General features: G+C 73.0%; 18 protein-coding genes. 8 read left to right on the top strand and 10 right to left on the bottom strand.

Going from position 1 to position 19836, the window contains the following annotated elements:
* Positions 1 to 218: 218 nt before the first annotated feature.
* Positions 219 to 656, bottom strand: a complete 438-nt coding sequence (locus ACF08N_RS23050; protein ID WP_392326536.1) for a MarR family winged helix-turn-helix transcriptional regulator — start codon at positions 654 to 656, stop codon at positions 219 to 221.
* An 87-nt stretch (positions 657 to 743) separates the two neighbouring features.
* Between ACF08N_RS23050 and ACF08N_RS23045 the strand changes: the two genes are divergently transcribed.
* Positions 744 to 2225, top strand: a complete 1482-nt coding sequence (locus ACF08N_RS23045; RefSeq protein ID WP_392326535.1) for an MFS transporter — start codon at positions 744 to 746, stop codon at positions 2223 to 2225.
* Positions 2226 to 2309: 84 nt separating this feature from the next.
* Here the strand turns inward: ACF08N_RS23045 and ACF08N_RS23040 are convergent, their stop codons facing one another.
* Positions 2310 to 2975, bottom strand: coding sequence for a response regulator (locus ACF08N_RS23040; protein ID WP_392326534.1), 666 nt, complete (start codon positions 2973 to 2975; stop codon positions 2310 to 2312).
* Positions 2972 to 4138 carry a sensor histidine kinase gene (locus ACF08N_RS23035; RefSeq protein WP_392326533.1) on the bottom strand — a complete coding sequence of 389 codons (1167 nt, stop codon included), beginning with the start codon at positions 4136 to 4138 and terminating at the stop codon, positions 2972 to 2974. Before ACF08N_RS23035 ends, ACF08N_RS23040 begins: the two co-directional genes overlap by 4 nt.
* 282 nt (positions 4139 to 4420) lie before the next feature.
* Here ACF08N_RS23035 and ACF08N_RS23030 point away from each other — a divergent pair, with 282 nt between their 5' ends.
* Both ACF08N_RS23030 and ACF08N_RS23025 read left to right on the top strand, forming a co-directional pair.
* Positions 4421 to 4828 carry a YciI family protein gene (locus ACF08N_RS23030; RefSeq protein ID WP_392326609.1) on the top strand — a complete coding sequence of 136 codons (408 nt, stop codon included), beginning with the start codon at positions 4421 to 4423 and terminating at the stop codon, positions 4826 to 4828.
* Positions 4829 to 4848: 20 nt separating this feature from the next.
* Positions 4849 to 5994 carry an RNA polymerase sigma factor gene (locus ACF08N_RS23025; protein WP_392326608.1) on the top strand — a complete coding sequence of 382 codons (1146 nt, stop codon included), beginning with the start codon at positions 4849 to 4851 and terminating at the stop codon, positions 5992 to 5994.
* Between the two features lie 199 nt (positions 5995 to 6193).
* Here the strand turns inward: ACF08N_RS23025 and ACF08N_RS23020 are convergent, their stop codons facing one another.
* Entirely contained in the window at positions 6194 to 7027 is an 834-nt protein-coding gene (locus ACF08N_RS23020) for a TetR/AcrR family transcriptional regulator (protein WP_392326532.1), read from the bottom strand.
* 155 nt (positions 7028 to 7182) lie between these two features.
* On the opposite strand from ACF08N_RS23020, the gene ACF08N_RS23015 reads away from it, so the two are divergent.
* On the top strand, positions 7183 to 7641 hold the full coding sequence (locus tag ACF08N_RS23015; RefSeq protein WP_392326531.1) for a nitroreductase family deazaflavin-dependent oxidoreductase: 459 nt from the start codon (positions 7183 to 7185) through the stop codon (positions 7639 to 7641).
* A gap of 347 nt (positions 7642 to 7988) precedes the next feature.
* Here ACF08N_RS23015 and ACF08N_RS23010 read toward each other — a convergent pair whose 3' ends face one another.
* On the bottom strand, positions 7989 to 9257 hold the full coding sequence (locus tag ACF08N_RS23010; RefSeq protein ID WP_392326530.1) for a geranylgeranyl reductase family protein: 1269 nt from the start codon (positions 9255 to 9257) through the stop codon (positions 7989 to 7991).
* A 110-nt stretch (positions 9258 to 9367) separates the two neighbouring features.
* Between ACF08N_RS23010 and ACF08N_RS23005 the strand changes: the two genes are divergently transcribed.
* Entirely contained in the window at positions 9368 to 10732 is a 1365-nt protein-coding gene (locus ACF08N_RS23005) for a dipeptidase (protein ID WP_392326529.1), read from the top strand.
* A 95-nt stretch (positions 10733 to 10827) separates the two neighbouring features.
* The gene (locus ACF08N_RS23000) at positions 10828 to 11535 is read left to right on the top strand and encodes an MBL fold metallo-hydrolase (protein ID WP_392326528.1); all 708 of its coding nucleotides are present in this window, start codon (positions 10828 to 10830) and stop codon (positions 11533 to 11535) included.
* Here the strand turns inward: ACF08N_RS23000 and ACF08N_RS22995 are convergent.
* Positions 11509 to 12543, bottom strand: coding sequence for an NUDIX domain-containing protein (locus ACF08N_RS22995; RefSeq protein ID WP_392326527.1), 1035 nt, complete (start codon positions 12541 to 12543; stop codon positions 11509 to 11511). The genes ACF08N_RS23000 and ACF08N_RS22995 overlap by 27 nt on opposite strands.
* A gap of 165 nt (positions 12544 to 12708) precedes the next feature.
* On the opposite strand from ACF08N_RS22995, the gene ACF08N_RS22990 reads away from it, so the two are divergent.
* A complete protein-coding gene (locus ACF08N_RS22990) occupies positions 12709 to 12891 on the top strand; it encodes a hypothetical protein (RefSeq protein ID WP_392326526.1) in 183 nt (60 codons plus the stop codon).
* A 473-nt stretch (positions 12892 to 13364) separates the two neighbouring features.
* On the opposite strand, the gene ACF08N_RS22985 is transcribed toward ACF08N_RS22990, so the two are convergent.
* Positions 13365 to 14336 (bottom strand): ROK family protein, encoded by a 972-nt coding sequence (locus ACF08N_RS22985; RefSeq protein WP_392326525.1) that lies wholly within the window; start codon positions 14334 to 14336, stop codon positions 13365 to 13367.
* 226 nt (positions 14337 to 14562) lie between these two features.
* Between ACF08N_RS22985 and ACF08N_RS22980 the strand changes: the two genes are divergently transcribed.
* Complete coding sequence (locus ACF08N_RS22980) at positions 14563 to 15543, top strand: LacI family DNA-binding transcriptional regulator (RefSeq protein WP_392326524.1); 981 nt, start codon at positions 14563 to 14565, stop codon at positions 15541 to 15543.
* 64 nt (positions 15544 to 15607) lie between these two features.
* Here ACF08N_RS22980 and ACF08N_RS22975 read toward each other — a convergent pair whose 3' ends face one another.
* The 3 genes from ACF08N_RS22975 to ACF08N_RS22965 form a co-directional block, all read right to left on the bottom strand.
* Positions 15608 to 17341 (bottom strand): serine/threonine-protein kinase, encoded by a 1734-nt coding sequence (locus ACF08N_RS22975; protein ID WP_392326523.1) that lies wholly within the window; start codon positions 17339 to 17341, stop codon positions 15608 to 15610.
* A 74-nt stretch (positions 17342 to 17415) separates the two neighbouring features.
* Positions 17416 to 18711: a DUF6986 family protein gene (locus tag ACF08N_RS22970; protein ID WP_392326522.1), complete on the bottom strand. Its 1296-nt coding sequence runs from the start codon at positions 18709 to 18711 to the stop codon at positions 17416 to 17418.
* A gap of 156 nt (positions 18712 to 18867) precedes the next feature.
* Positions 18868 to 19830 carry an electron transfer flavoprotein subunit alpha/FixB family protein gene (locus tag ACF08N_RS22965; RefSeq protein ID WP_392326521.1) on the bottom strand — a complete coding sequence of 321 codons (963 nt, stop codon included), beginning with the start codon at positions 19828 to 19830 and terminating at the stop codon, positions 18868 to 18870.
* Positions 19831 to 19836 lie beyond the last annotated feature (6 nt).

Genomic DNA, 19836 nt, shown 5'->3' with positions numbered 1-19836 from the left:
ATCGCACGGGCCGGGCCGGGGGCCCGTCCGGTTCCGCGAACCGGCCCGGCGGGCCCGACCGCACGGCCCGGCCTCCCGGTGACCGACCGGGTCCGGCCCCGTGTCCGTCTGGTCGCGCGGACCGGCCACAGGCCGGGCCTTCGGGGGCCGCTCAGGCGGGCCGTCGCCGCCCGGCCGCGTGCCCTACCCTCAGCGCCGGGCCATCGTGACGTGTCCGCTCACGCGGACGCGCTGTCGTCCGCGCGAGAGTCCGCGGCACCCGGCAGCATGCGCGACAGGACCGCGCGCTGGAGCGGCTTCACCTCGGCGTGGCGCGCGCGGCCCTCCTCGGTGAGCGCGACCTTCACTCCGCGGCGGTCCTCCGGGCACATGCCGCGGGTCACGAGGCCGTCCTTCTCCAGGCGGGCGATCAGGCGTGAGAGAGCGCTCTGGCTGAGGTGCACACGGCCGGCCAGCTCCTGGACGCGGGACGCGCACTCGCCCGGCGCCCCGGCGCCGGTGGCCAGCTCGGCCAGCACGTCCAGCACCTCGAAGTCGCTGGCGCCCAGTCCGAACCTGTGCAGCTCGCGATCGAGCTCGCACATGGTGCGCGCGTGCAGCGCGAGGACGTCCCGCCACTCCTTCACGAGCACGCGCTCGGATTTCGTCGCAGCCATGACCGCACGTTAGCAGAAAAGCCTCACTTTGTTGCACTGGAATTAAATGCACTTGCAGTCAATGCATGTGCATGTAGTGTGCTGCGCATGACCTCTCCGATCGACGTCCCCACATCGCAGGACCGCTGGAGCCCACGCCTGTGGGGCACCCTTCTCGTGCTCTGCGCCGCGATGTTCCTCGACGCCCTCGATGTCTCGATGGTCGGCGTCGCCCTGCCCTCGATCGCCACCGATCTCGACCTGTCCACCTCGACCCTGCAGTGGATCGTCAGCGGCTACATCCTCGGCTACGGCGGACTGCTGCTCCTGGGCGGCCGCGCCGCCGACCTCCTCGGCCGCCGCCGCGTCTTCCTCATCGCCCTCGCCGTCTTCGCGCTGGCCTCCCTGCTCGGCGGCCTCGTCGACTCCGGCCCGCTGCTGATCGCCAGCCGCTTCATCAAGGGTCTCAGCGCCGCCTTCACGGCGCCCGCCGGCCTGTCCATCATCACCACGACCTTCAAGGAGGGCCCGCAGCGCAACCGCGCGCTGTCCATCTACACCACCTGCGCCGCGACCGGCTTCTCCATGGGGCTCGTGCTCTCCGGCCTGCTGACCGAGGTGAGCTGGCGGCTGACCATGCTGCTGCCCGCGCCGATCGCCCTGATCGCGCTCCTCGTCGGCATCAAGCTGATCCCGCGCAGCAGCCGTGAGGACTCCGGCAAGGGCTACGACCTGCCCGGTGCCGTCACCGGCACGCTGTCGATGCTGCTGCTCGTCTTCACCGTCGTCCAGGCACCCGAAGTGGGCTGGGCCTCCGCGCAGACGCTGCTCTCCTTCGCCGCCACCGCCGTCCTGCTCGCCGCGTTCGTCACCATCGAGCGCCGCAGCTCGCACCCGCTGATCCGGCTCGGCGTGCTGCGCTCGGGCAACCAGATCCGGGCGAACCTCGGCGCGGCGTTCTTCTTCGGTTCGTACGTCGGCTTCCAGTTCCTGGTGACCCAGTACATGCAGTCGCTGCTCGGCTGGTCGGCCCTACAGACGGCCCTCGCGTTCCTGCCCGCGGGCGCGCTGGTCGCGCTTTCGGCGACGAAGATCGGCTCGGTCGTCGACCGCTTCGGGACGCCCCGCGTGATCGCCACCGGATTCGCGCTGCTGGTCGTCGCGTACGCGCTCTTCCTCCAGATCGACCTGACGCCCACGTACGCCGCCGTGATCCTGCCGTCGATGCTGCTGCTCGGCGCGGCCTGCGCCCTGGTCTTCCCGTCCCTCAACATCCAGGCCACCAGCGGTGTCGAGGACCACGAGCAGGGCATGGTCTCCGGTCTGCTGAACACCTCGATCCAGGTCGGCGGCGCCCTCTTCCTGGCCGTCGTCACCGCGGTGATCACCGCGGGCGGCGAGACCGGCGCCTCGGCGCAGGAGGTGCTGGACAGCTTCCGGCCGGGCCTCGTGGTCGTCACGGCGATCGCGGCCGTCGGACTGCTGATCACGCTGACCGGACTGCGTACCCGGCGCGCCGTCCGCAAGCCGGTCGTCGTCGCGACGTCCGTGCCGGCGGCGGAGCGGGAGCGGGTCAAGGTCGGCGACTGACAGCCACCGCCACGGGGGACGCGGCCGGCGGGCACCTGCCCGCCGGCCGCTTCACGTCGTTCCCGGGCGCCGTACGCCCGGGCCTCAGCCCAGCCAGCCCGGCCGTACCAGACCCGACTCGTAGGCGAGCACGACCAGTTGGGCCCGGTCGCGGGCGCCCAGCTTCACCATCGTCCGGCTCACGTGCGTCTTCGCGGTGAGCGGGCTGACCACCAGGCGGCGGGCGATCTCCTCGTTGGACAGGCCGATGCCGACCAGCGCCATGACCTCGCGCTCCCGCTCCGTGAGCTCCTCGAGCCCCGCGGCCTTCGCCGGAGCCTTGGACCGGGCCGCGAACTCCGCGATCAGCCGGCGCGTGACGCCCGGGGACAGCAGCGCGTCGCCCTCCACCACCGCCCGTACGGCGCGCAGCAGTTCGTCCGGCTCCGTGTCCTTCACGAGGAAGCCGGAGGCCCCGGAGCGGATCGCCTCGAAGACGTACTCGTCCAGCTCGAAGGTGGTGAGCATGACCACCTTGACGTCCTTCAGGCGCTCGTCGCCGGTGATCCTGCGGGTGGCGGCGAGTCCGTCGATCAGCGGCATCCGGATGTCCATCAGCACCACGTCCGGCAGCAGTTCGCCGACCAGGCGCACGGCCTCCTCGCCGTCCGACGCCTCGCCGGCGACCTCGATGTCCCGCTGGGCGTCGAGCAGCGCCCGGAAACCGGCCCGCACCAGCATCTGGTCGTCGGCGAGCAGTACGCGGATCACATCGTCTCCTTGGGCTGCGCGGGCAGTTCGGCGTGGACCCGGAAGCCGCCGTCCGGCCGCGGACCCGCCTCGATCGTGCCACCGAGGGCCGCCGCCCGCTCCCGCATCCCCGCAAGTCCGTTCCCACTGCCCCCGGCGTCGGTCCCGGTGGCGGGTCCGTCGTCGTCGATCCGCAGGTCGAGGCGGCCCGCGGCGTAGGCGATGCGTACCCGCGCGGTACGCGAACCCGAGTGCCGTACGACATTCGTCAGCGCCTCCTGGACGATCCGGAAGGCGGCCAGGTCGGTACCGGGCGGCAGCGCGGGCAGAGTTCCCGCGGTGTCGACGTCGACGGTGAGGCCGGTGCTCGCCGCCTGCTCGACGAGCTCGGGCAGGCGCGCCAGGCCCGGGGCGGGCGCACGGGGGGCGTCGCCGGGGGCGCGCAGAGTGTCCAGTACCTGGCGTACCTCGCCCAGGGCCTCCTTGCTGGCGGCCTTGATGGTGGTCAGGGCGGACCGTGCCTGTTCGGGATCCGAGTCGAGGAGCGCGAGGCCCACGCCCGCCTGCACGTTGATGACGGAGATGGAGTGGGCGAGGACGTCGTGGAGTTCGCGGGCGATGCGCAGCCGCTCCTCGTCCGCGCGGCGCTTCTCGGCGGCCGCGCGCTCTGCACGCTCCCGGGCCCACACCTCTCGCCGTACGCGGACGAGTTCGGACGCGGCGACGACGGCCACCACCCAGGCGGTGACGAAGATTTCCTGACCCCAGGGTGCGGCTTCGTCGCCGGCCGGCGGCAGATAGCGGTAGAGCCAGTGCGCGATCAGCAGATGCCCCGCCCACAGCAGACCGATGGACCACCAGGCGGCGCGCCGGTGCCCGGCGACGATCGCGGCGAAGCATCCGACGGCGATGGTGAGGAAGACCGGTCCGTAGGGGTACCCGGCCGCGAAGTACACGAAGGCGCTCGCGCACACGCCCGAGACGGCGGCGACCGGGTACCGGATGCGCAGCAGGAGCAGCGCGGGGCCGAGGAGCAGCAGGACGCGCGCGAAGGCGTCGATCTGCTCCCGCTCCGGCTGCCCCTCGGCGGCGAAGCCCGTGCCGACCATGACGAAGACGGCCAGCGCCACGGTCGACACCCAGGGGACGCGGGTCTGCTCCCGGCGCTCCTCCCACTGACGCATCAGCGGTGGCCCTCCCCGTGTCCGGGGTGGACCACCGCATCTGCGTGCGCTCTGCTGTTCCATACCGGTCACGCTAGACCGGGGTGCGGCGCGGGGGCGTCACCCCGGCGTGGTGATCACATGTACTCCCTGTGCAGTACGGGCCCCGGCGGCATCCGCGCGCGCCGGACTCATCCACGAGAGCCAAAAAAATTCGGTCGGCGATGTCGAGAACCCGTGACCGGCTCCGTCCCAGGGTTGAACGCGACCACAATGGGCCGCACCAGCACCGAGGAGAACACGATGGCCAAGTACCTGCTGCTCAAGCACTACCGCGGCGCCCCGGCAGCGGTCAACGACGTGCCCATGGACCAGTGGACGCCGGAGGAGATCTCGGCCCACATGCAGTACATGCAGGATTTCGCGGACCGGCTCGAGAAGACGGGCGAGTTCGTCGACGGTCAGGCGCTCGCCCCCGAGGGGGCGTGGGTGCGGTACGACGGTGAGGGGCGCCCGCCGGTCACCGACGGCCCCTTCGCCGAGACCAAGGACCTCATCGCCGGCTGGATGGTGATCGACGTCGACAGCTACGAGCGCGCCGTCGAGCTGGCCGGAGAGCTGTCTGCCGCCCCTGGTGCGGGCGGGAAGCCGATCTACGAGTGGCTCGAGGTGCGCCCGTTCTACGGCGTGCAGCCGACCATCACGGAGTGACCTCTCAGGTGACCTCATCGATGGACGAGGCCCTGCTCCGGAGCCTCACGCCGAGCGTGCTCGCGATCCTCGTCCGCCGCGGAGCCGACTTCGCGGCGGCCGAGGACGCCGTGCAGGACGCCCTTGTCGAGGCTGTCCGCGTGTGGCCCGCCGACCCTCCGCGCGACGCGAAGGGCTGGCTGGTCACCGTGGCCTGGCGCAAGTTCCTCGACGCGACCCGGGCGGACACCGCCCGCCGCCGGCGTGAGGACCTCGTCGACGAGGAGCCGGCGCCCGGGCCTGCGCCCGCGGTGGACGACACGCTCCAGCTCTACTTTCTCTGCGCACACCCGTCGCTGACGCCGTCGTCCGCGGTCGCGCTCACGCTGCGCGCCGTCGGCGGGCTGACCACCCGCCAGATCGCCCAGGCCTACCTGGTACCCGAGGCGACCATGGCGCAGCGCATCAGCCGGGCCAAGCGCACCGTCTCCGGGGTGCGGTTCGACCAGCCCGGCGATGTCGCCACCGTGCTGCGCGTCCTCTACCTGGTCTTCAACGAGGGCTACTCCGGTGACGTCGACCTCGCCGCCGAGGCCATCCGGCTCACCCGGCAGCTCGCGGCCCAGGTCGACCACCCCGAGGTGGCGGGGCTGCTCGCCCTCATGCTGCTCCACCACGCCCGGCGCGCCACCCGGACCGCGCCGGACGGCAGCCTGGTGCCGCTCGCCGAACAGGACCGCGGCCGGTGGGACACCGAGGCGATCGCCGAGGGCGTCGAGATTCTGCAGGCGGCGCTCGCCCGCGACCGGCTGGGCGAGTTCCAGGCCCAGGCCGCCATCGCGGCACTCCACGCCGACGCGCCCACCGCCGAGGAGACCGACTGGGTGCAGATCGTCGAGTGGTACGACGAGCTCGCGCGCCTGACCGACAGCCCGGTCGTCCTGCTCAACCGCGCGGTGGCCGTCGGAGAGGCCGACGGACCGCGAGCCGGGCTGGCGGCGCTCGCGGGGCTGGATGCCTCACTGCCCCGCCACGCCGCGGTGGCGGCGTACCTCCACGAGCGCGACGGCGACCTGTCGACGGCGGCACGGCTGTACGCCGAGGCGGCTCAGAAGGCATCCAACCTCGCCGAGCGCGATTACCTGACGCGCCAGGCCGCCCGGCTCAACGCCCACCGGGGTCGCTGACGGTCGCGCCCGGATTGTCCCTGCGGCGCTTGGCGCGGCCACGTGGCCGGAGCGGTCGTCTCACAGCCGGCCCGGCCTGTACCGCAGCGGCCGTTCGGCGGACGCGCTGGTCGCGTACGGGTCGCGCGGCGGAGGTCTCGGAGGTGGTGGGCGCGGACCGGGACAGGCGCTGTGCGCCCCCGCGCCGGCGGGTGCTGCGTCAGGACCCGGCGCTGCTGCCCGGCGGTGTGCCGGCGGCCTGACCGGGGCGCAGCCCGACCTCGGCGGCCAGCCGGGCCGCGGCGTGCTCGAAGAACGCGTCGCGGTCCTCGACAACCCCCTCGAACTGCCCGAACAGCTCGAAGGAGATCAGCCCGAACAGCTGCGCCCAGGCCGCGACGAGCGCGGCGACGACGGACGGCGGCAGGTCGGGGGCGAAGGCCGCGGCGACGCGCTCGGCCTCGGCGCGCAGCGCGTCCTGGAGCGGCGGGACCGCGAGGCCCTCGGTGCGATGCGCTTCGCGCGTGATCGAGATGAACACGCCGCCGACGCGCGAGGCGGGTGCGACGGTGTCCCGGGGCGCGATGTAGCCGGGGACGGGGGAGCCGTAGATCAGGGCGTACTCGTGGGGGTGCGCGACGGCCCAGGCCCGTACGGCCCTGCATACGGCGTTCCACCGCGCGGACTGCCTCCCGGCGGGCAACGCGGCGCCGCCCCTTCCGCCGCCGGCGGGCGCGGGGGCCGTCCCGGCGGCAGGGCCGGCGTCGGCCTCGGCCCCTGAGAGCGGGGCGGCGGCCGGACCGCGCAGCCCCGCCGCGGCTTCGGCGGCCGCTCCCACCGCGTCGTACGCGTCGATGATGAGCGCGGTCAGCAGGTCGTCCCTGCTCGGGAAGTAGCGGTAGAGCGCCGAGGACACCATGCCCAGCTCGCGGGCGACCGCGCGTAGGGAGAGTTTCGCCGCTCCCTCGGCCGCCAGCTGTCTGCGCGCCTCTTCCTTGATCGCGGCGGTGATTTCGTTGCGGGCCCGTTCCCTGGCCCCTCGGACGGTGGTCATGCGAGACAGCATGTCACGTTCCGGAGCACTGACCAATAACGAGAGCAGTTCTCCAAAGAGAGAGCGCTGCCCTTGTTCCGGATCAGCAAACCGTGCACACTGCTCTCAAGCGAGAGCAGTGCTCTCGAAAGGTACGCACAGGAAGCGAGACGGCCATGCCGCAGCACACTCCGGCGCACTACATCAAGCCCAACCGGTTCGACACGATCCTCAACAACACCGTCGGGTGGCTCGCCCGCCGCGGCATCAGCCTCATGGGCACCGCGGAGCTCTCCGTACGCGGCCGCTCCACCGGCGAGTGGCGCCGCATCCCGGTCAACCCGCTCCCCTACGAGGGCGGCCCGTTCCTGATCTCCGCCCGCGGCCACTCGCAGTGGGTCCGCAATCTGCGCGCCGCAGGCGGCGGACGTCTCCAGGTGGGCCGCAGGACACAACAGTTCACCGCCGTGGAACTGCCCGATGAGGAGAAGCCCGCCCTGCTCCGCTCCTACCTCGCGCGCTGGGGCTGGGAGGTCGGACGCTTCTTCGGGGACATCACCGCCGACTCCACGGACGAGGAACTCCTCGCAGCCGCCCACAAGCACCCCGTCTTCCGCATCACGGTCACCCGGTGACCGTGATACGCGGCGGCGTCACATGGCTCGCCGCCCGTGGCGCGCTACGGGCGCAAGGCATCCGGGCGCCGGCCCTCGGTCGGCGCTCAGCCGCCGACACCGCCTCCGGCAGCCCGCACGGGCCCCGACCTCGGCCCCGGCAGGCTGGTCGCGCGGCGCGCGCACACCGATCCTCGGACGCAGGCGCACACGAGGGCCCGACCGCGCGAACCCCGCCCGCGCGGCCCGAGACGCCCGTCCCGCCGCACCGGGCGCACCGATCCGCGGCGCGGGCGCACCAGAGGGCTGCCCCCGAGGGCCTGACCCCGCGCGAACCCCACCCCCGGTCCAGCCCCCTGAGTCAACCCCTACGCGCGCTTGTCCAGCACGTCCAGCGCGCGCCGCGCCAGCGAGTGGCTGCGCACCAGGCCGGCCAGCGTCGTCGCACCTCGGGTGATGTCGGTGAAGGCCGTCCACGCGGGCCGGAACCCGGTGATCGCCGCGTGCAGCAGTCCGGGCCGGCGTGCGAAGACCGCGAGCATCCGCCGGCCGACCGCCATTTCCACGCCCAGCCCCGCCTTGATGGCGAACGCGTAGTTCAGCGCCTGCCTGCGGGCGTCCACGGCGTCGTGCGCCTCGGCGATCCGTACCGCCCACTCCCCCGCGAGCCGCCCGGACCGCAGGGCGAAGGAGATGCCCTCCCTGGTCCACGGCTCCAGGAGACCGGCCGCGTCCCCGCACACCAGCACCCGCCCGCGCGAAAGCGGCGAGTCGTCGCTGCGGCAGCGGGTCAGGTGCCCGGAGGAGATGGCGGGCTCGAAGCCCGCGAGCCCCAGCCGTGCGATGAAATCCTCCAGATAGCGCTTGGTCGCGGCGCCCTCGCCGCGCGCCGAGATCACACCGACCGTCAGCGTCCGGCCCTTGGGGAACACCCAGCCGTAACTGCCGGGCATCGGGCCCCAGTCGATGAGCACCCGGCCCGCCCAGTCCTCGGCGACCGTCTCCGGCACCGGGATCTCCGCCTCCAGGCCGAGGTCCACCTGGTCGAGCTTCACACCGACATGAGCGCCTATCCGGCTGGCACTGCCGTCGGCCCCGACGACCGCGCGCGCCAGCACCGTCTCGCCGTCCGCCAGCACGACGGCGACCGTGCGCCGGTCGGGGACGGCGGGGCCGTGCTGCTCCACCCGGGAGACGGTGACGCCGGTGCGCACCACCGCGCCCGCCTTCTCCGCCTGTTCGACCAGGCCGGCGTCGAACTCGGGGCGGTTGATCAGACCGAAGAGCATGCGCTTGGAGCGGCGGGTGCGGGCCAGTTTCCCGTTCATCGAGAACGTGACCGCGTGGACCTTGTCGCGCAGGGGCAGCTCGAAGCCCGGTGGCAGGCTGTCGCGCGAGGGGCCGATGATGCCGCCGCCGCAGGTCTTGTAGCGAGGCAGGTCGGCCTTCTCCAGGAGCAGGACTCTGCGGCCGCTGACGGCCGCCGCGTACGCCGCCGAGGCTCCGGCAGGTCCTGCGCCGACCACGACGACGTCCCACGCCGGACCGTCGCCAAGCTCATTTGCCGCCTCTGCTCCGGTGGCATCGTTCTCGCTGCTCACGATGTACTTCTGCTCCCGATCCGACCTGTGGCCCATGCTCTCGACCGCATCCTACGGCGCAGACCTCTCCCACCCGCTGTGGGAGGATCGACCACACATTCGCCGTACACACATCGCACAACGTCGCACCCACAAGGAGCGTGCCCATGACCGCGAATCCGATCGCCGAGACCGTCGCCTCGCTGATGCCCCGTGCCAAGGCGGAGCTCACGGAGCTGGTGGCCTTCCAGTCGGTGGCGGACGAGGCGGTGGCGCCGCGCAGCGAGTGCGAGGCGGCGGCCGACTGGGTGGCGGACGCGCTGCGCGCCGAGGGGTTCCAGGACGTCGCGCTCCTCGACACTCCTGACGGATCGCAGTCGGTGTACGGACTGCTCCCCGGCCCCGAGGGCGCGCCGACGGTGCTGCTGTACGCGCACTACGACGTGCAGCCGAAGCTGGACGAGGCCGCCTGGGTGAGCCCGCCGTTCGAGCTGACCGAGCGCAACGGCCGCTGGTACGGGCGTGGTGCGGCCGACTGCAAGGGCGGCTTCATCATGCACCTGCTCGCCCTGCGCGCCCTGAAGGCGAACGGCGGCGTCCCGGTCTCGGTGAAGGTCATCGTCGAGGGTTCGGAGGAGCAGGGCACGGGCGGCCTGGAGCGGTACGCGGAGGAGCACCCGGATCTGCTGACGGCCGACGCGATCGTGATCGGCGACACCGGGAACTTCCGGGTGGGGCTGCCGACCGTGACGGCGACGCTGCGCGGCATGACCATGATCCGCGTCCAGGTCGACACCCTCGAAGGCAACCTGCACTCTGGCCAGTTCGGCGGCGCCGCGCCCGACGCGCTGGCCGCGCTGATCCGCGTGCTGGACTCGCTGCGGGCCGAGGACGGCTCGACGGTGATCGACGGTCTTCCCGCGCAGGCCGAGTGGGAGGGACTGCAGTACCCGGAGGAGGAGTTCCGCAAGGACGCGAGGGTCCTCGACGGCGTGGGCCTGCCGGGCAACGGCACGGTCGCGGACCGGATCTGGGCGCGCCCCGCCGTCACGGTGATCGGTATCGACTGCCACCCGGTGGCGGGCGCCACGCCGTCCATCCCGGCGAGCGCGCGGGCGCAGATCAGCCTGCGGGTGCCGCCGGGCCAGGACGCCGCGGAGGCGACGAAGCTGCTCTTCGCGCACATCGAGAAGCACACACCCTGGAACGCCCGCGTGACGATGGAGCAGGTCGGCCAGGGCCAGCCGTTCCAGGCGGACGTGAGCAGCCCGGCGTACACGTCGATGGCCGAGGCGATGCGCGTGGCGTACCCGGGTGAGGAGATGCAGGCGTCCGGGATGGGCGGCTCGATCCCGCTGTGCAACACGCTCGCCGCTCTGTACCCGAAGGCGGAGATCCTGCTGATCGGGCTCAGCGAGCCGGAGGCGCAGATCCACGCGGTGAACGAGAGCGTATCGCCTGAGGAGTTGGAGCGGCTCTCGGTCACCGAGGCGCTGTTCCTCGTGAACTACGCGGAGTCCAAGCGGGGTTGACCGCCGACCGGGCGCGGGGCGATTCCGCGCTTGGCGAAGATCGCCGCAAGCGAAGTTCCGGGCGGCGGACGTGCTCCCGTGCGTACGTTCGCCGTATGGACATCATCCGGGTACTGCCGCAGCTGCACATGTTCCGCTTCCCGATCGGCCAGGCCTACCTGTGGCGCGACGGCGACGAGCTGACGCTCGTCGACGCCGGCCACCGCGACGCCGCGCCGCTGATCGAGGACGCGATACGGGGAGCGGGGCTCGCCCCGGCCGCCCTCCGTCGGATCGTTCTGACGCACTGTCACCGCGACCACGTGGGCGCGGCCGGCGAGCTGGCCGAGCGGTACGGGGCCGAGGTGCTGGCGCACCGCCTCGACGCCCCGGTCGTGCGCGGCGAGGCGCCCGTACCCGAGCCCGTACTCCTGGACTGGGAGGTTCCGCTGTACGAGCACGGGCTCACGGTGCCGCCCGCGCCGCCGACCCGGGTGGACCGCGAGCTGGAGGACGGCGACGTGCTGGGCTTCGGCGGCGGCGCGCGCGTGGTCCACTCCCCCGGCCACACCGACGGCTCGATCGGCGTCCATCTGCCGGACCACGGCGTGCTGTTCACGGGCGACTGCGTGGCGGGGGTCGGCCAGGTGATGCTCGGCGTGTTCAACGTGGACCGGCCGACGGCGCAGGAGTCGATGCGCCGCCTTGCCTCGCTCGCGCCGTCGACGGTCTGCTTCGGCCACGGCGACCCGCTCACGGAGGATGCCGCTGCGGTGCTGCTGGCCGCGGCGGAGGCGTCAGCCGACGGGGGTGCCGGCCTCTAGATTGAGAACGGTGCCGCGTTCGCGGGCGCGCAGCGCCCAGCGCAGCCGTTCGTAGCGGGTGGGCGGCAGCAGCTGCGCGGCCTCCTGTTCGCCCACGAACCGCCAGTCGCGCAGCTCCGGTCCGGGCAGGCGTACGCGCCCCGCGTCGCCGTCCGGGAGCCGGCCGCCGTCGAACAGGAGCCGCAGTCCGCCGAAGCGGGGCGGGCGCGGGGCCTCCCAGTCGAGGACGAGGAGCCGGGGGACATCGGGCAGTTCGATGCCCAGTTCCTCGGCGACCTCCCGCATCCCGGCGCGCGCCGGCGGCTCACCGCGCTCGACGACTCCGCCGGGGAACTCCCACCCGGGCTTGTAGGTCGGGTCGACGAGCAGCACCCGGTCCTCGTCGTCGAAGAGGAGGACGCCCGCGGCGACGGTCTCGGCGGTGGGCTCGGGTGTCTGGACGATGTCGCAGACCGCCGCTGCCCCGGACCGTACGGCCGCGGCGATCCGCCGGGCGGTCTCGTGCGGGTCGATGCGGCTGGTGTCGATGACGTGCGCGTCGGCGGTGATCCAGCCGAGCGCGGCGCGATACGGCTCGATGTGGTCGTACGCCCACTGCCGGACGCGCTGGTCGCCGTCCGGGGTGTCGGGCGCGTCGCGGCCGGCTATTCGCGCGCGCAGGATCGTTTCATCCGGGCACAGCAGCACATGGCGCACCGGGATGCGCCGGGCGGCGAGCCCGCCGAACACCTCGTCGCGGTACTCCTGGCGCAGCAGCGTCATCGGCACGACCAGGACCCCGCCCAGCTCGGCGAGGAGCGCGGCCGCGGTGTCCACGACGAGCCGCCGCCAGATGGGAAGGTCCTGGAAGTCACCGACGTCGTCGAGTCGCTTCTGCGGCAGCACGTACCGCAGGCCGGCGCCGACGAGCTCGGGGTCGAACAGGGTGCTGTTGGGGATCAGATCGATCAGTTCGCGTGCGGTACTCGTCTTGCCCGCTCCGAACGCACCGTTGATCCAGACGATCACGGGTCCCCCTCTTCCGTTGCCCACAGTGGCTTGCCCGCTTCACCCTGCCACGGAAACCCCCGGGCGGAACGCGTTGGCTGATCGGGGATGCAACTGTGGCCGGGCCGTTGCCCGTGACACCTGCCGGGGACCGTCGTTGGAGCGGAAGAGACGAGGGGGTGCGTGATGCGCCGCACGGTGTTGGAGAAGTTCCCCGCGGGAGATCCCCGGGGCAGCTGGCACGCCGAGGAGTACGCCCGGCACCGCCGGGACGAGGGGCTGGCGGTGGAGGTGGTGATGGACCTGGAGTCGGACGCGTTCCTGGTGGTCGTACTACCGCAACAGCAGCAGACGGAACCGGCCTGGTGAACGCGGCCGGCCGGGGGCGTTGCCCCTGCCGGGGGGTGGTGCCGGGGGCCGGGGCCTCCGGAGTGGGGTACCCGGACTGCTTTGCTCACCGCGCTTCGCGCGAGCTGCGGCGCTTTACGTCCGGGCATCCTCTCCTCCGACCCCGACCCCCTCCGGCCGACTCGGCTGTGACAGGCCGGTGGCCGTCCCCACGGCCGGTGGTTGCTGCCCGGGGCGGGCGGGTGTCCACGGACGGTCGGCACAGGCTCCAACCCCGGGTCAGGGACGTGCAGGGGTCGTGTTCGGGACGTAAAGCGTCGTGAGATACCGCAACGCAAGTTCGTGAAAGCAGTCCCGGATACGAGCCCCGGAGGGGCCCGAGGTCACGGTCACGGACCGGGCCCAGCCCGTGAAGCCTGGCCGCCCCATGGGCGTGGGCGCACGGGGCCGGGCCACGCCCGAGAAGCCTGGCCCGGACGAGGGGCACGCCGCGCTCACGGGCCGGTCGCACCCGAGACCGCAGCCCGGTCCGCCGCCCGCCCAAGGGCCATCGCCGCCGCGGCCGCGCCGACCAGCCCCGCGTCCGTGCCCATCCGCGCGGGCGCCACCGTCACGCGCTGCACGAACGACAGCGTCGCGTAGTCCCGCAGCGCTCGGCGCAGCGGGTCGAAGAGCACGTCCCCCGCGCCCGCCACACCGCCTCCGATCACGGCGATGTCGATCTCGACCAGGGTCGCGGTCGCGGCGATCCCCGCGGCGAGTGCCTGGGCGGCGCGCTCGAAGGAGGCGGTCGCGACCAGGTCGCCGGCGCGCGCCGCCTCGGCCACGGCGGCGGCGGTCGCGTCGCCGTCGGCACCGGGCCGCCAGCCGTTCTCCACCGCGCGGCGGGCGATGTTGGGACCGCTGGCGATCCGTTCGACGCAGCCGCGCGCCCCGCACGGGCACGCGTCGCCGTCCAGGTCGACGCTGATGTGGCCGATGTGCCCCGCGTTGCCGGTGGGCCCCGCGTGGAGGCGGCCGCCCAGCACCAGACCGCCGCCGACCCCGGTGGAGACAACCATGCACAGCGCGTTGTCGTACCCGCGGGCCGCGCCCAGCCAGTGCTCGGCCGCCGTCATCGCGACGCCGTCCCCGACCAGTTCGACGGGCAGCCCGCCCACAGCCCGGGAGACCCGTTCGACGAGCGGGAAGTCGCGCCAGCCGGGGACGTTGACCGGGCTGACCGTACCGGCCGAGCGGTCCACCGGGCCCGCGCTGCCGATGCCGACCGCCCGCACGCCCGCCCACAGCGGCGACGCCGTCAGCTCGGCGAGGACGCTCTCCACCGCGCGCATCACCGCGTCGCCGCTCTCCCGGGCCGGTGTGGGGCGCTGCGTCCGCAGCAGAAGCGCCCCACCGCCGTCCACCAACGCGCCGGCGATCTTGGTGCCGCCGATGTCGAGAGCGGCGACGAGGCTGGTATGCATCGGTGTGCGATCCCCCGGGAGACTGTCGGACCTGCGGATTCGACAACAGTCTCCATTCCCCTGACAACGTTGTCCAGGCCCTATGCCCGACGCCACACCATCCCATACCATCGGACGCGACCGCCTGCCGTCGGACAGAAAGCTCACCGTGGCCGATACGACCCGTCCCCCGCAGCCGCCGGGGAGCCCCCGAGGCCCCGAGCCGCGCTACGGAAATCGGCCGACGATGAAGGATGTGGCGGCGCGCGCGGGAGTGGGGCTCAAGACCGTCTCGCGGGTGGTCAACGGCGAGCCGGGCGTCACGCCCGACACCGAGCGGCGGGTGCAGGAGGCCATCGAGTCGCTGGGCTTCCGCCGCAACGACAGCGCGCGGGTGCTCAGGAAGGGCAGGACCGCGTCCATCGGCCTGGTGCTCGAGGACCTCGCCGACCCGTTCTACGGACCGCTCAGCCGAGCCGTCGAAGAGGTCGCCCGGGCCCACGGCGCCCTGCTGATCAACGGCTCCAGCGCCGAGGACCCGGACCGCGAGCAGGAGTTGGCGCTCGCGCTGTGCGCGCGCCGGGTGGACGGGCTGATCGTGATCCCCGCGGGGCACGACCACCGCTATCTGGAGCCGGAGATCAAGGCGGGCGTGGCCACGGTGTTCGTCGACCGTCCGGCCGGCCGGATCGAGGCGGACGCGGTGATGTCCGACAGCTTCGGCGGAGCGCGCGCGGGCGTCGCGCATCTGATCGCCCACGGCCACCGGCGTATCGCCTTCATCGGCGACCAGCCGCGCATCCACACGGCGGTCGAGCGGCTGCGCGGCTACCGCGCGGCGATGGAGGACGCCGGCCTGGAGATCGACGACGCGTGGGTCTCGCTGGGCTCCACGGCGCCTGAGCGGGTCCGGCACGCGGTGACGGCGATGCTGGAGGCCCCCGAGCCGGTCACCGCGATCTTCGCGGGCAACAACCGGGTCACCGTCACGGTCGTCCGGCTCCTCGCCGGACACAAGGAGCCGGTCGCGCTGGTCGGCTTCGACGACATCGAGCTCGCCGACCTGCTCGGCATCACGGTCATAGCCCAGGACGCGGCGGCTCTGGGCCGCACGGCGGCGGAGCGGCTGTTCCGCAGGCTGGACGGAGTGACCGAGGAGCCCGCGCAGGTGACGCTGGACACCGTCCTGATCCCGCGGGGCTCGGGGGAGATTCCCCCGCCGTCCTGATCCCGCGAGGCCTGGTCCCCCGGCGGCCTGATCCGGGCGGCTCTCGCCCTGCCGCGCCCGGTCGTCAGCAGACCGGCAGACCGGGGACCGGGGCGTCGTTGTCGCCACCCTCGATGTAGACGTCGCTCACCCAGACATTGCGGTTGCCGCTGTCGTCGTCCGTCTTCGCCCACCAGACGTTGGTCCACTGGCCCGACGTCTCCCGCCGGCCCAGGTTCGCCTGGCAGTAGAAGTAGTTGGTGCCGGCGCCCAGGAAACCGACCTTGGTCCAGGACCCGTTGTAGGAGTCGGCGGTCTTCCAGACCTGGCAGTTGTACTTGCCCCCGCCGATCGGGTGGCAGGACGGCTCCGGCTCCGAGCCTCCGGTCGTCGAGCCCCCCGTCGTACTGCCGCCGGAGCCGCCCGTCGTGCCGGACGTGCCCGAACCGCCCGTCGAGCCGGTGCCGCCGGTCGTGCCGCCGTCGGAGCCGCCCGTGGTGCCGCCCGCGCCGGAACCGCCGTCCTTGGCAGGCGGTTTGGCGGAGGGCGACGTCTCGGTGTCCTCCGTCGGCTTCTTGTCCTTCGGGGTGCCGCTGGGGCTCGCCGAGCCGTCGCCGGTGGGGCTCGTGCCCGGGGTGTCGCCGGAGGCGCTCGCGCTCGCCGACGGGCTCTCGGCAGCGCTGCCCGCCAGTTCTCCGGTCGCATTGCCGCCGTCACCACGGTCGGTGAGGACGTACGCGATACCTCCGCCCGCGAGCAGGACAGCGGCCACCGAGGCGGCGATCAACACCCGGCCGCGCCCGCGGCGTCCCGCCGCCGGGACGGGCGCGGGCGGGGATATGGGTGCGGAGGCAGCGGCCGGTGTGTGCGTGATCGCCGGGCCGAAGCCCTGGGGGTGGTGCTGCGCGGCGTTCAGCACGGTCGGCACCCTCGGCGGCGCGGCCACCGGCGGTGCCAGGGGCACCGTGTGCCGGTCCGTCGGGCCGCCCTCCGCGACCGCGGCCAGCAGCCGCGCCGCCGTCTCGGCGTCGGGGCGCTGCGCCGGGTCCTTGTGCATCAACTGCCGGAGTACCGGCGCGAGTGCCCCCGCCCGCCGCGGTTCCGGCAGGGGGTCGACGACGATCGCGGTGAGCGTGGACCAGGTGGAGGTACGGCGGAACGGGGACGATCCTTCGACCGCCGCGTACAGCGTCGCGCCGAGCGCCCAGATGTCGGACGCCGGACCGGGCTCGTGGCCCTGGGCGCGCTCGGGGGCCAGGTAGTCGAGAGATCCGACCAGTTCGCCGCTGCGCGTCAGATGGGTGGTCGTACCGTCGCCCGGGTCCTCCATCGCCGCGATGCCGAAGTCGGTGAGGACGACGCGTCCCCCGCGGTCGAGGAGCACGTTGCCCGGCTTGACGTCACGGTGCAGGACGCCGGCCCCGTGCGCGGCGCCGAGTGCCTCCATGACCCTGGCGCCGATACCGGCGGCCTCCCGCGGATCGAGGACACCCTGCCGGCCGAGGACGTCGTCGAGCGAGGGGCCGTCGATCAGCTCCATCACGATGACCGGGCGGCCCTCGTGCTCGGCGACGTCGTGGACGGCGATGACCCCGGGGTGGCGCACCCGGGCCGCGGCGCGGGCCTCGCGCTGCATCCGTACGGTCAGGTCGGCCAGTTCGGGTGCGGAGGCGTCGGTGTAGGTGCGCAGCTCCTTGACGGCGACCTCGCGCCCGAGCACCTCGTCGACGGCGCGCCAGACGACACCCATCCCCCCGCGGCCCAGCTGTTCGACCAGTCGGTAACGGCCGGCCAGCCGTTCGTTCTCCCCCGATGACACCGCTGCCCCGCTCCTGAGATACGACTGTGACGGCAGACAGCCTAAGGGGACAGCGGTGCGCCGGGTGCCGACTGTTACTCGGCTGTGGCCGTCAGCTCCCCGCGCCGGGGCGCCGCGAAACCGTCGAGGTCGGCTCGCGTGAGGCCGGTCAGCCGGGCGACCTCCTCCGTGTCGAGCGCGCCGCAGTCGATGCCGCGCAGCAGGTAGGAGCTGAGGGCCTTGGCGGTGGCCGGCTCGTCCATGACGTCGCCGCCCGCGTGGTTGGCGTAGGCCGCGAGCCGCGCCGCGGCCTGTTCGAAGCCTTCGCGGTAGAAGGCGAAGACGGCGGCGTAGCGGGTGGGCAGGTGGCCGGGGTGCATGTCCCAGCCCTGGTAGTACGCCCGGGCGAGGGCCCGGCGGGTGAGGCCGTAGTGCAGGCGCCAGGCGTCGTGGACCTTCTCGGTGGGGCCGACGGGCAGGACGTTGGTGGAGCCGTCGGAGACGCGTACGCCGGTGCCGGCGGCGGCGACCTGCATGACGGCCTTGGCGTGGTCTGCCGCGGGGTGGTCGCTGGCCTGGTGGGCGGCGCTGACACCGAGGCAGGCGCTGTAGTCGAAGGTGCCGTAGTGCAGACCGGTGGCCCGGCCCTCGGCGGCGTCGATCATGCGCGCGACGGTGGCGGTGCCGTCGGGGCCGAGGATGGACTGGCTGGTCTCGATCTGGATCTCGAAGCCGATGCGGCCGTTCTCCAGGCCGCGGGCCTTCTCGAACTCCTCGACGAGCCGGACCATCGCGGACACCTGCTCGGTGTACGTGACCTTGGGGAGGGTGAGGACGAGCCCGCCGGGCAGGCCGCCGGCCTCCATCAGGCCGGTGAGGAAGATGTCGAGGGTGCGGATGCCCCGGTCGCGTACGGCGGCCTCCATGCACTTCATGCGGATGCCCATGTACGGCGCGGCGGTGCCCTGCTCGTACGCCTCGGAGATCAGCCGGGCGGCGCGTGCGGCGTCGGCGTCCTCGTCGCGGCCCGCGTAGCCGTCCTCGAAGTCGACGCGCAGGTCCTCGATGGGCTCGCGCTCCAGTTTGGCGCGCACCCGGGTGTACACGGGCTCGGCCAGCTCGTCGCTCAGACCGAGGACGCGGGCGAGGGTGGCGGCGTCGGGGGCGTGCTCGTCGAGCGCAGTGAGGGCGGCGTCGCCCCAGGTGCGGATGGTGTCGGCGGCGAAGACGTTGCCGGGGACGTAGACGGTGTGGACGGGCTGGCGGGTGCCGGGGTCTCCCGGGTACCGGCGGGCGAGCTCCGCGTCCACCGTCGCCAGGGAGGCGCTGATGCCCTCGCTGACCGCACCGGCGAGGCTCGTCGCCACCTTCTCCTGCTGACCCATTCCCACACCCTCCGCAGATCCTGTCCGTGTTTCCGCTGCACGGAATCAACATTCTGTTGAAATGAAGTTAATGGGAGCCCGTGATCTGCGTCAATGGTCCGCCACAACGGGCAGGGGCCGCGCGGTGGAGATCACCACGCGGCCCCTGCCGGGAAGATGCGGTCAGCCCTTGCGGGACTTGACCTCTTCGGTCAGCTGCGGGACGACGTCGAAGAGGTCGCCGACGACGCCGTAGTCGACCAGGTCGAAGATCGGGGCCTCGGCGTCCTTGTTGATGGCCACGATGGTCTTCGAGGTCTGCATACCGGCGCGGTGCTGGATCGCGCCGGAGATGCCCGAGGCGATGTACAGCTGCGGCGAGACGGACTTGCCGGTCTGGCCGACCTGGTTGGTGTGCGGGTACCAGCCGGCGTCGACCGCGGCACGCGAGGCACCGACGGCCGCGCCGAGCGAGTCGGCGAGCGCCTCGATGATCGCGAAGTTCTCCGCACCGTTGACACCACGGCCGCCGGAGACCACGATCGCGGCCTCGGTCAGCTCGGGGCGGCCGGTCGACTCACGCGGGGTGCGGGCGACGACCTTGGTGCCGGTGGCCTTCTCGGAGAACGAGACGGCGAGGGCCTCGACCGCGCCCGCGGCCGGGGCGGCCTCCACGGCGGCCGAGTTCGGCTTGACCGTGATGACCGGGGTGCCCTTGGAGACACGCGACTTGGTGGTGAAGGAGGCGGCGAACGCGGACTGCGTCGCGACCGGACCCTCGTCGCCGGCCTCGAGGTCGACGGCGTCGGTGATGATGCCGGAGCCGATACGGACCGCGAGACGCGCCGCGATCTCCTTGCCCTCGGCGGACGACGGGACGAGCACGGCGGCCGGGGACACCGCCTCGTACGCGGCCTGCAGCGCGTCCACCTTCGGCACCACGAGGTACTCGGCGAACTCGGGCGCATCCGCGGTCAGGACCTTCACCGCGCCGTGCTCGGCCAGGGCAGCGGCGGTGTCGGCGGCGCCGTTGCCCAGCGCGACGGCGACGGGCTCGCCGATGCGGCGGGCCAGCGTCAGCAGCTCCAGGGTGGGCTTGCGGACGGCACCGTCCACGTGGTCGACGTAGACGAGAACTTCAGCCATGGGACT

Origin of the sequence: Streptomyces sp. NPDC015127, assembly GCF_043080095.1 — a bacterium.
In the GTDB taxonomy this organism is placed as follows: domain Bacteria; phylum Actinomycetota; class Actinomycetes; order Streptomycetales; family Streptomycetaceae; genus Streptomyces.
The sequence above is the reverse complement of the archived record's forward strand: the minus strand, read 5'-3'. Positions and strand labels throughout refer to the sequence as shown.

What these genes read in the sequence shown, in the direction of transcription:
- ACF08N_RS22965 (WP_392326521.1), bottom strand. Translation starts at nt 19,830, where the DNA reads ATGGCTGAAGTTCTCGTCTACGTCGACCACGTGGACGGTGCCGTCCGC.
- ACF08N_RS23000 (WP_392326528.1), top strand. Translation starts at nt 10,828, where the DNA reads ATGGACATCATCCGGGTACTGCCGCAGCTGCACATGTTCCGCTTCCCG.
- ACF08N_RS23020 (WP_392326532.1), bottom strand. Translation starts at nt 7,027, where the DNA reads ATGACCACCGTCCGAGGGGCCAGGGAACGGGCCCGCAACGAAATCACC.
- ACF08N_RS23035 (WP_392326533.1), bottom strand. Translation starts at nt 4,138, where the DNA reads ATGCGTCAGTGGGAGGAGCGCCGGGAGCAGACCCGCGTCCCCTGGGTG.
- ACF08N_RS23030 (WP_392326609.1), top strand. Translation starts at nt 4,421, where the DNA reads ATGGCCAAGTACCTGCTGCTCAAGCACTACCGCGGCGCCCCGGCAGCG.
- ACF08N_RS23025 (WP_392326608.1), top strand. Translation starts at nt 4,849, where the DNA reads ATGGACGAGGCCCTGCTCCGGAGCCTCACGCCGAGCGTGCTCGCGATC.
- ACF08N_RS23010 (WP_392326530.1), bottom strand. Translation starts at nt 9,257, where the DNA reads ATGGGCCACAGGTCGGATCGGGAGCAGAAGTACATCGTGAGCAGCGAG.
- ACF08N_RS23015 (WP_392326531.1), top strand. Translation starts at nt 7,183, where the DNA reads ATGCCGCAGCACACTCCGGCGCACTACATCAAGCCCAACCGGTTCGAC.
- ACF08N_RS22985 (WP_392326525.1), bottom strand. Translation starts at nt 14,336, where the DNA reads ATGCATACCAGCCTCGTCGCCGCTCTCGACATCGGCGGCACCAAGATC.
- ACF08N_RS23045 (WP_392326535.1), top strand. Translation starts at nt 744, where the DNA reads ATGACCTCTCCGATCGACGTCCCCACATCGCAGGACCGCTGGAGCCCA.
- ACF08N_RS23050 (WP_392326536.1), bottom strand. Translation starts at nt 656, where the DNA reads ATGGCTGCGACGAAATCCGAGCGCGTGCTCGTGAAGGAGTGGCGGGAC.
- ACF08N_RS23005 (WP_392326529.1), top strand. Translation starts at nt 9,368, where the DNA reads ATGACCGCGAATCCGATCGCCGAGACCGTCGCCTCGCTGATGCCCCGT.
- ACF08N_RS22990 (WP_392326526.1), top strand. Translation starts at nt 12,709, where the DNA reads ATGCGCCGCACGGTGTTGGAGAAGTTCCCCGCGGGAGATCCCCGGGGC.
- ACF08N_RS22980 (WP_392326524.1), top strand. Translation starts at nt 14,563, where the DNA reads ATGAAGGATGTGGCGGCGCGCGCGGGAGTGGGGCTCAAGACCGTCTCG.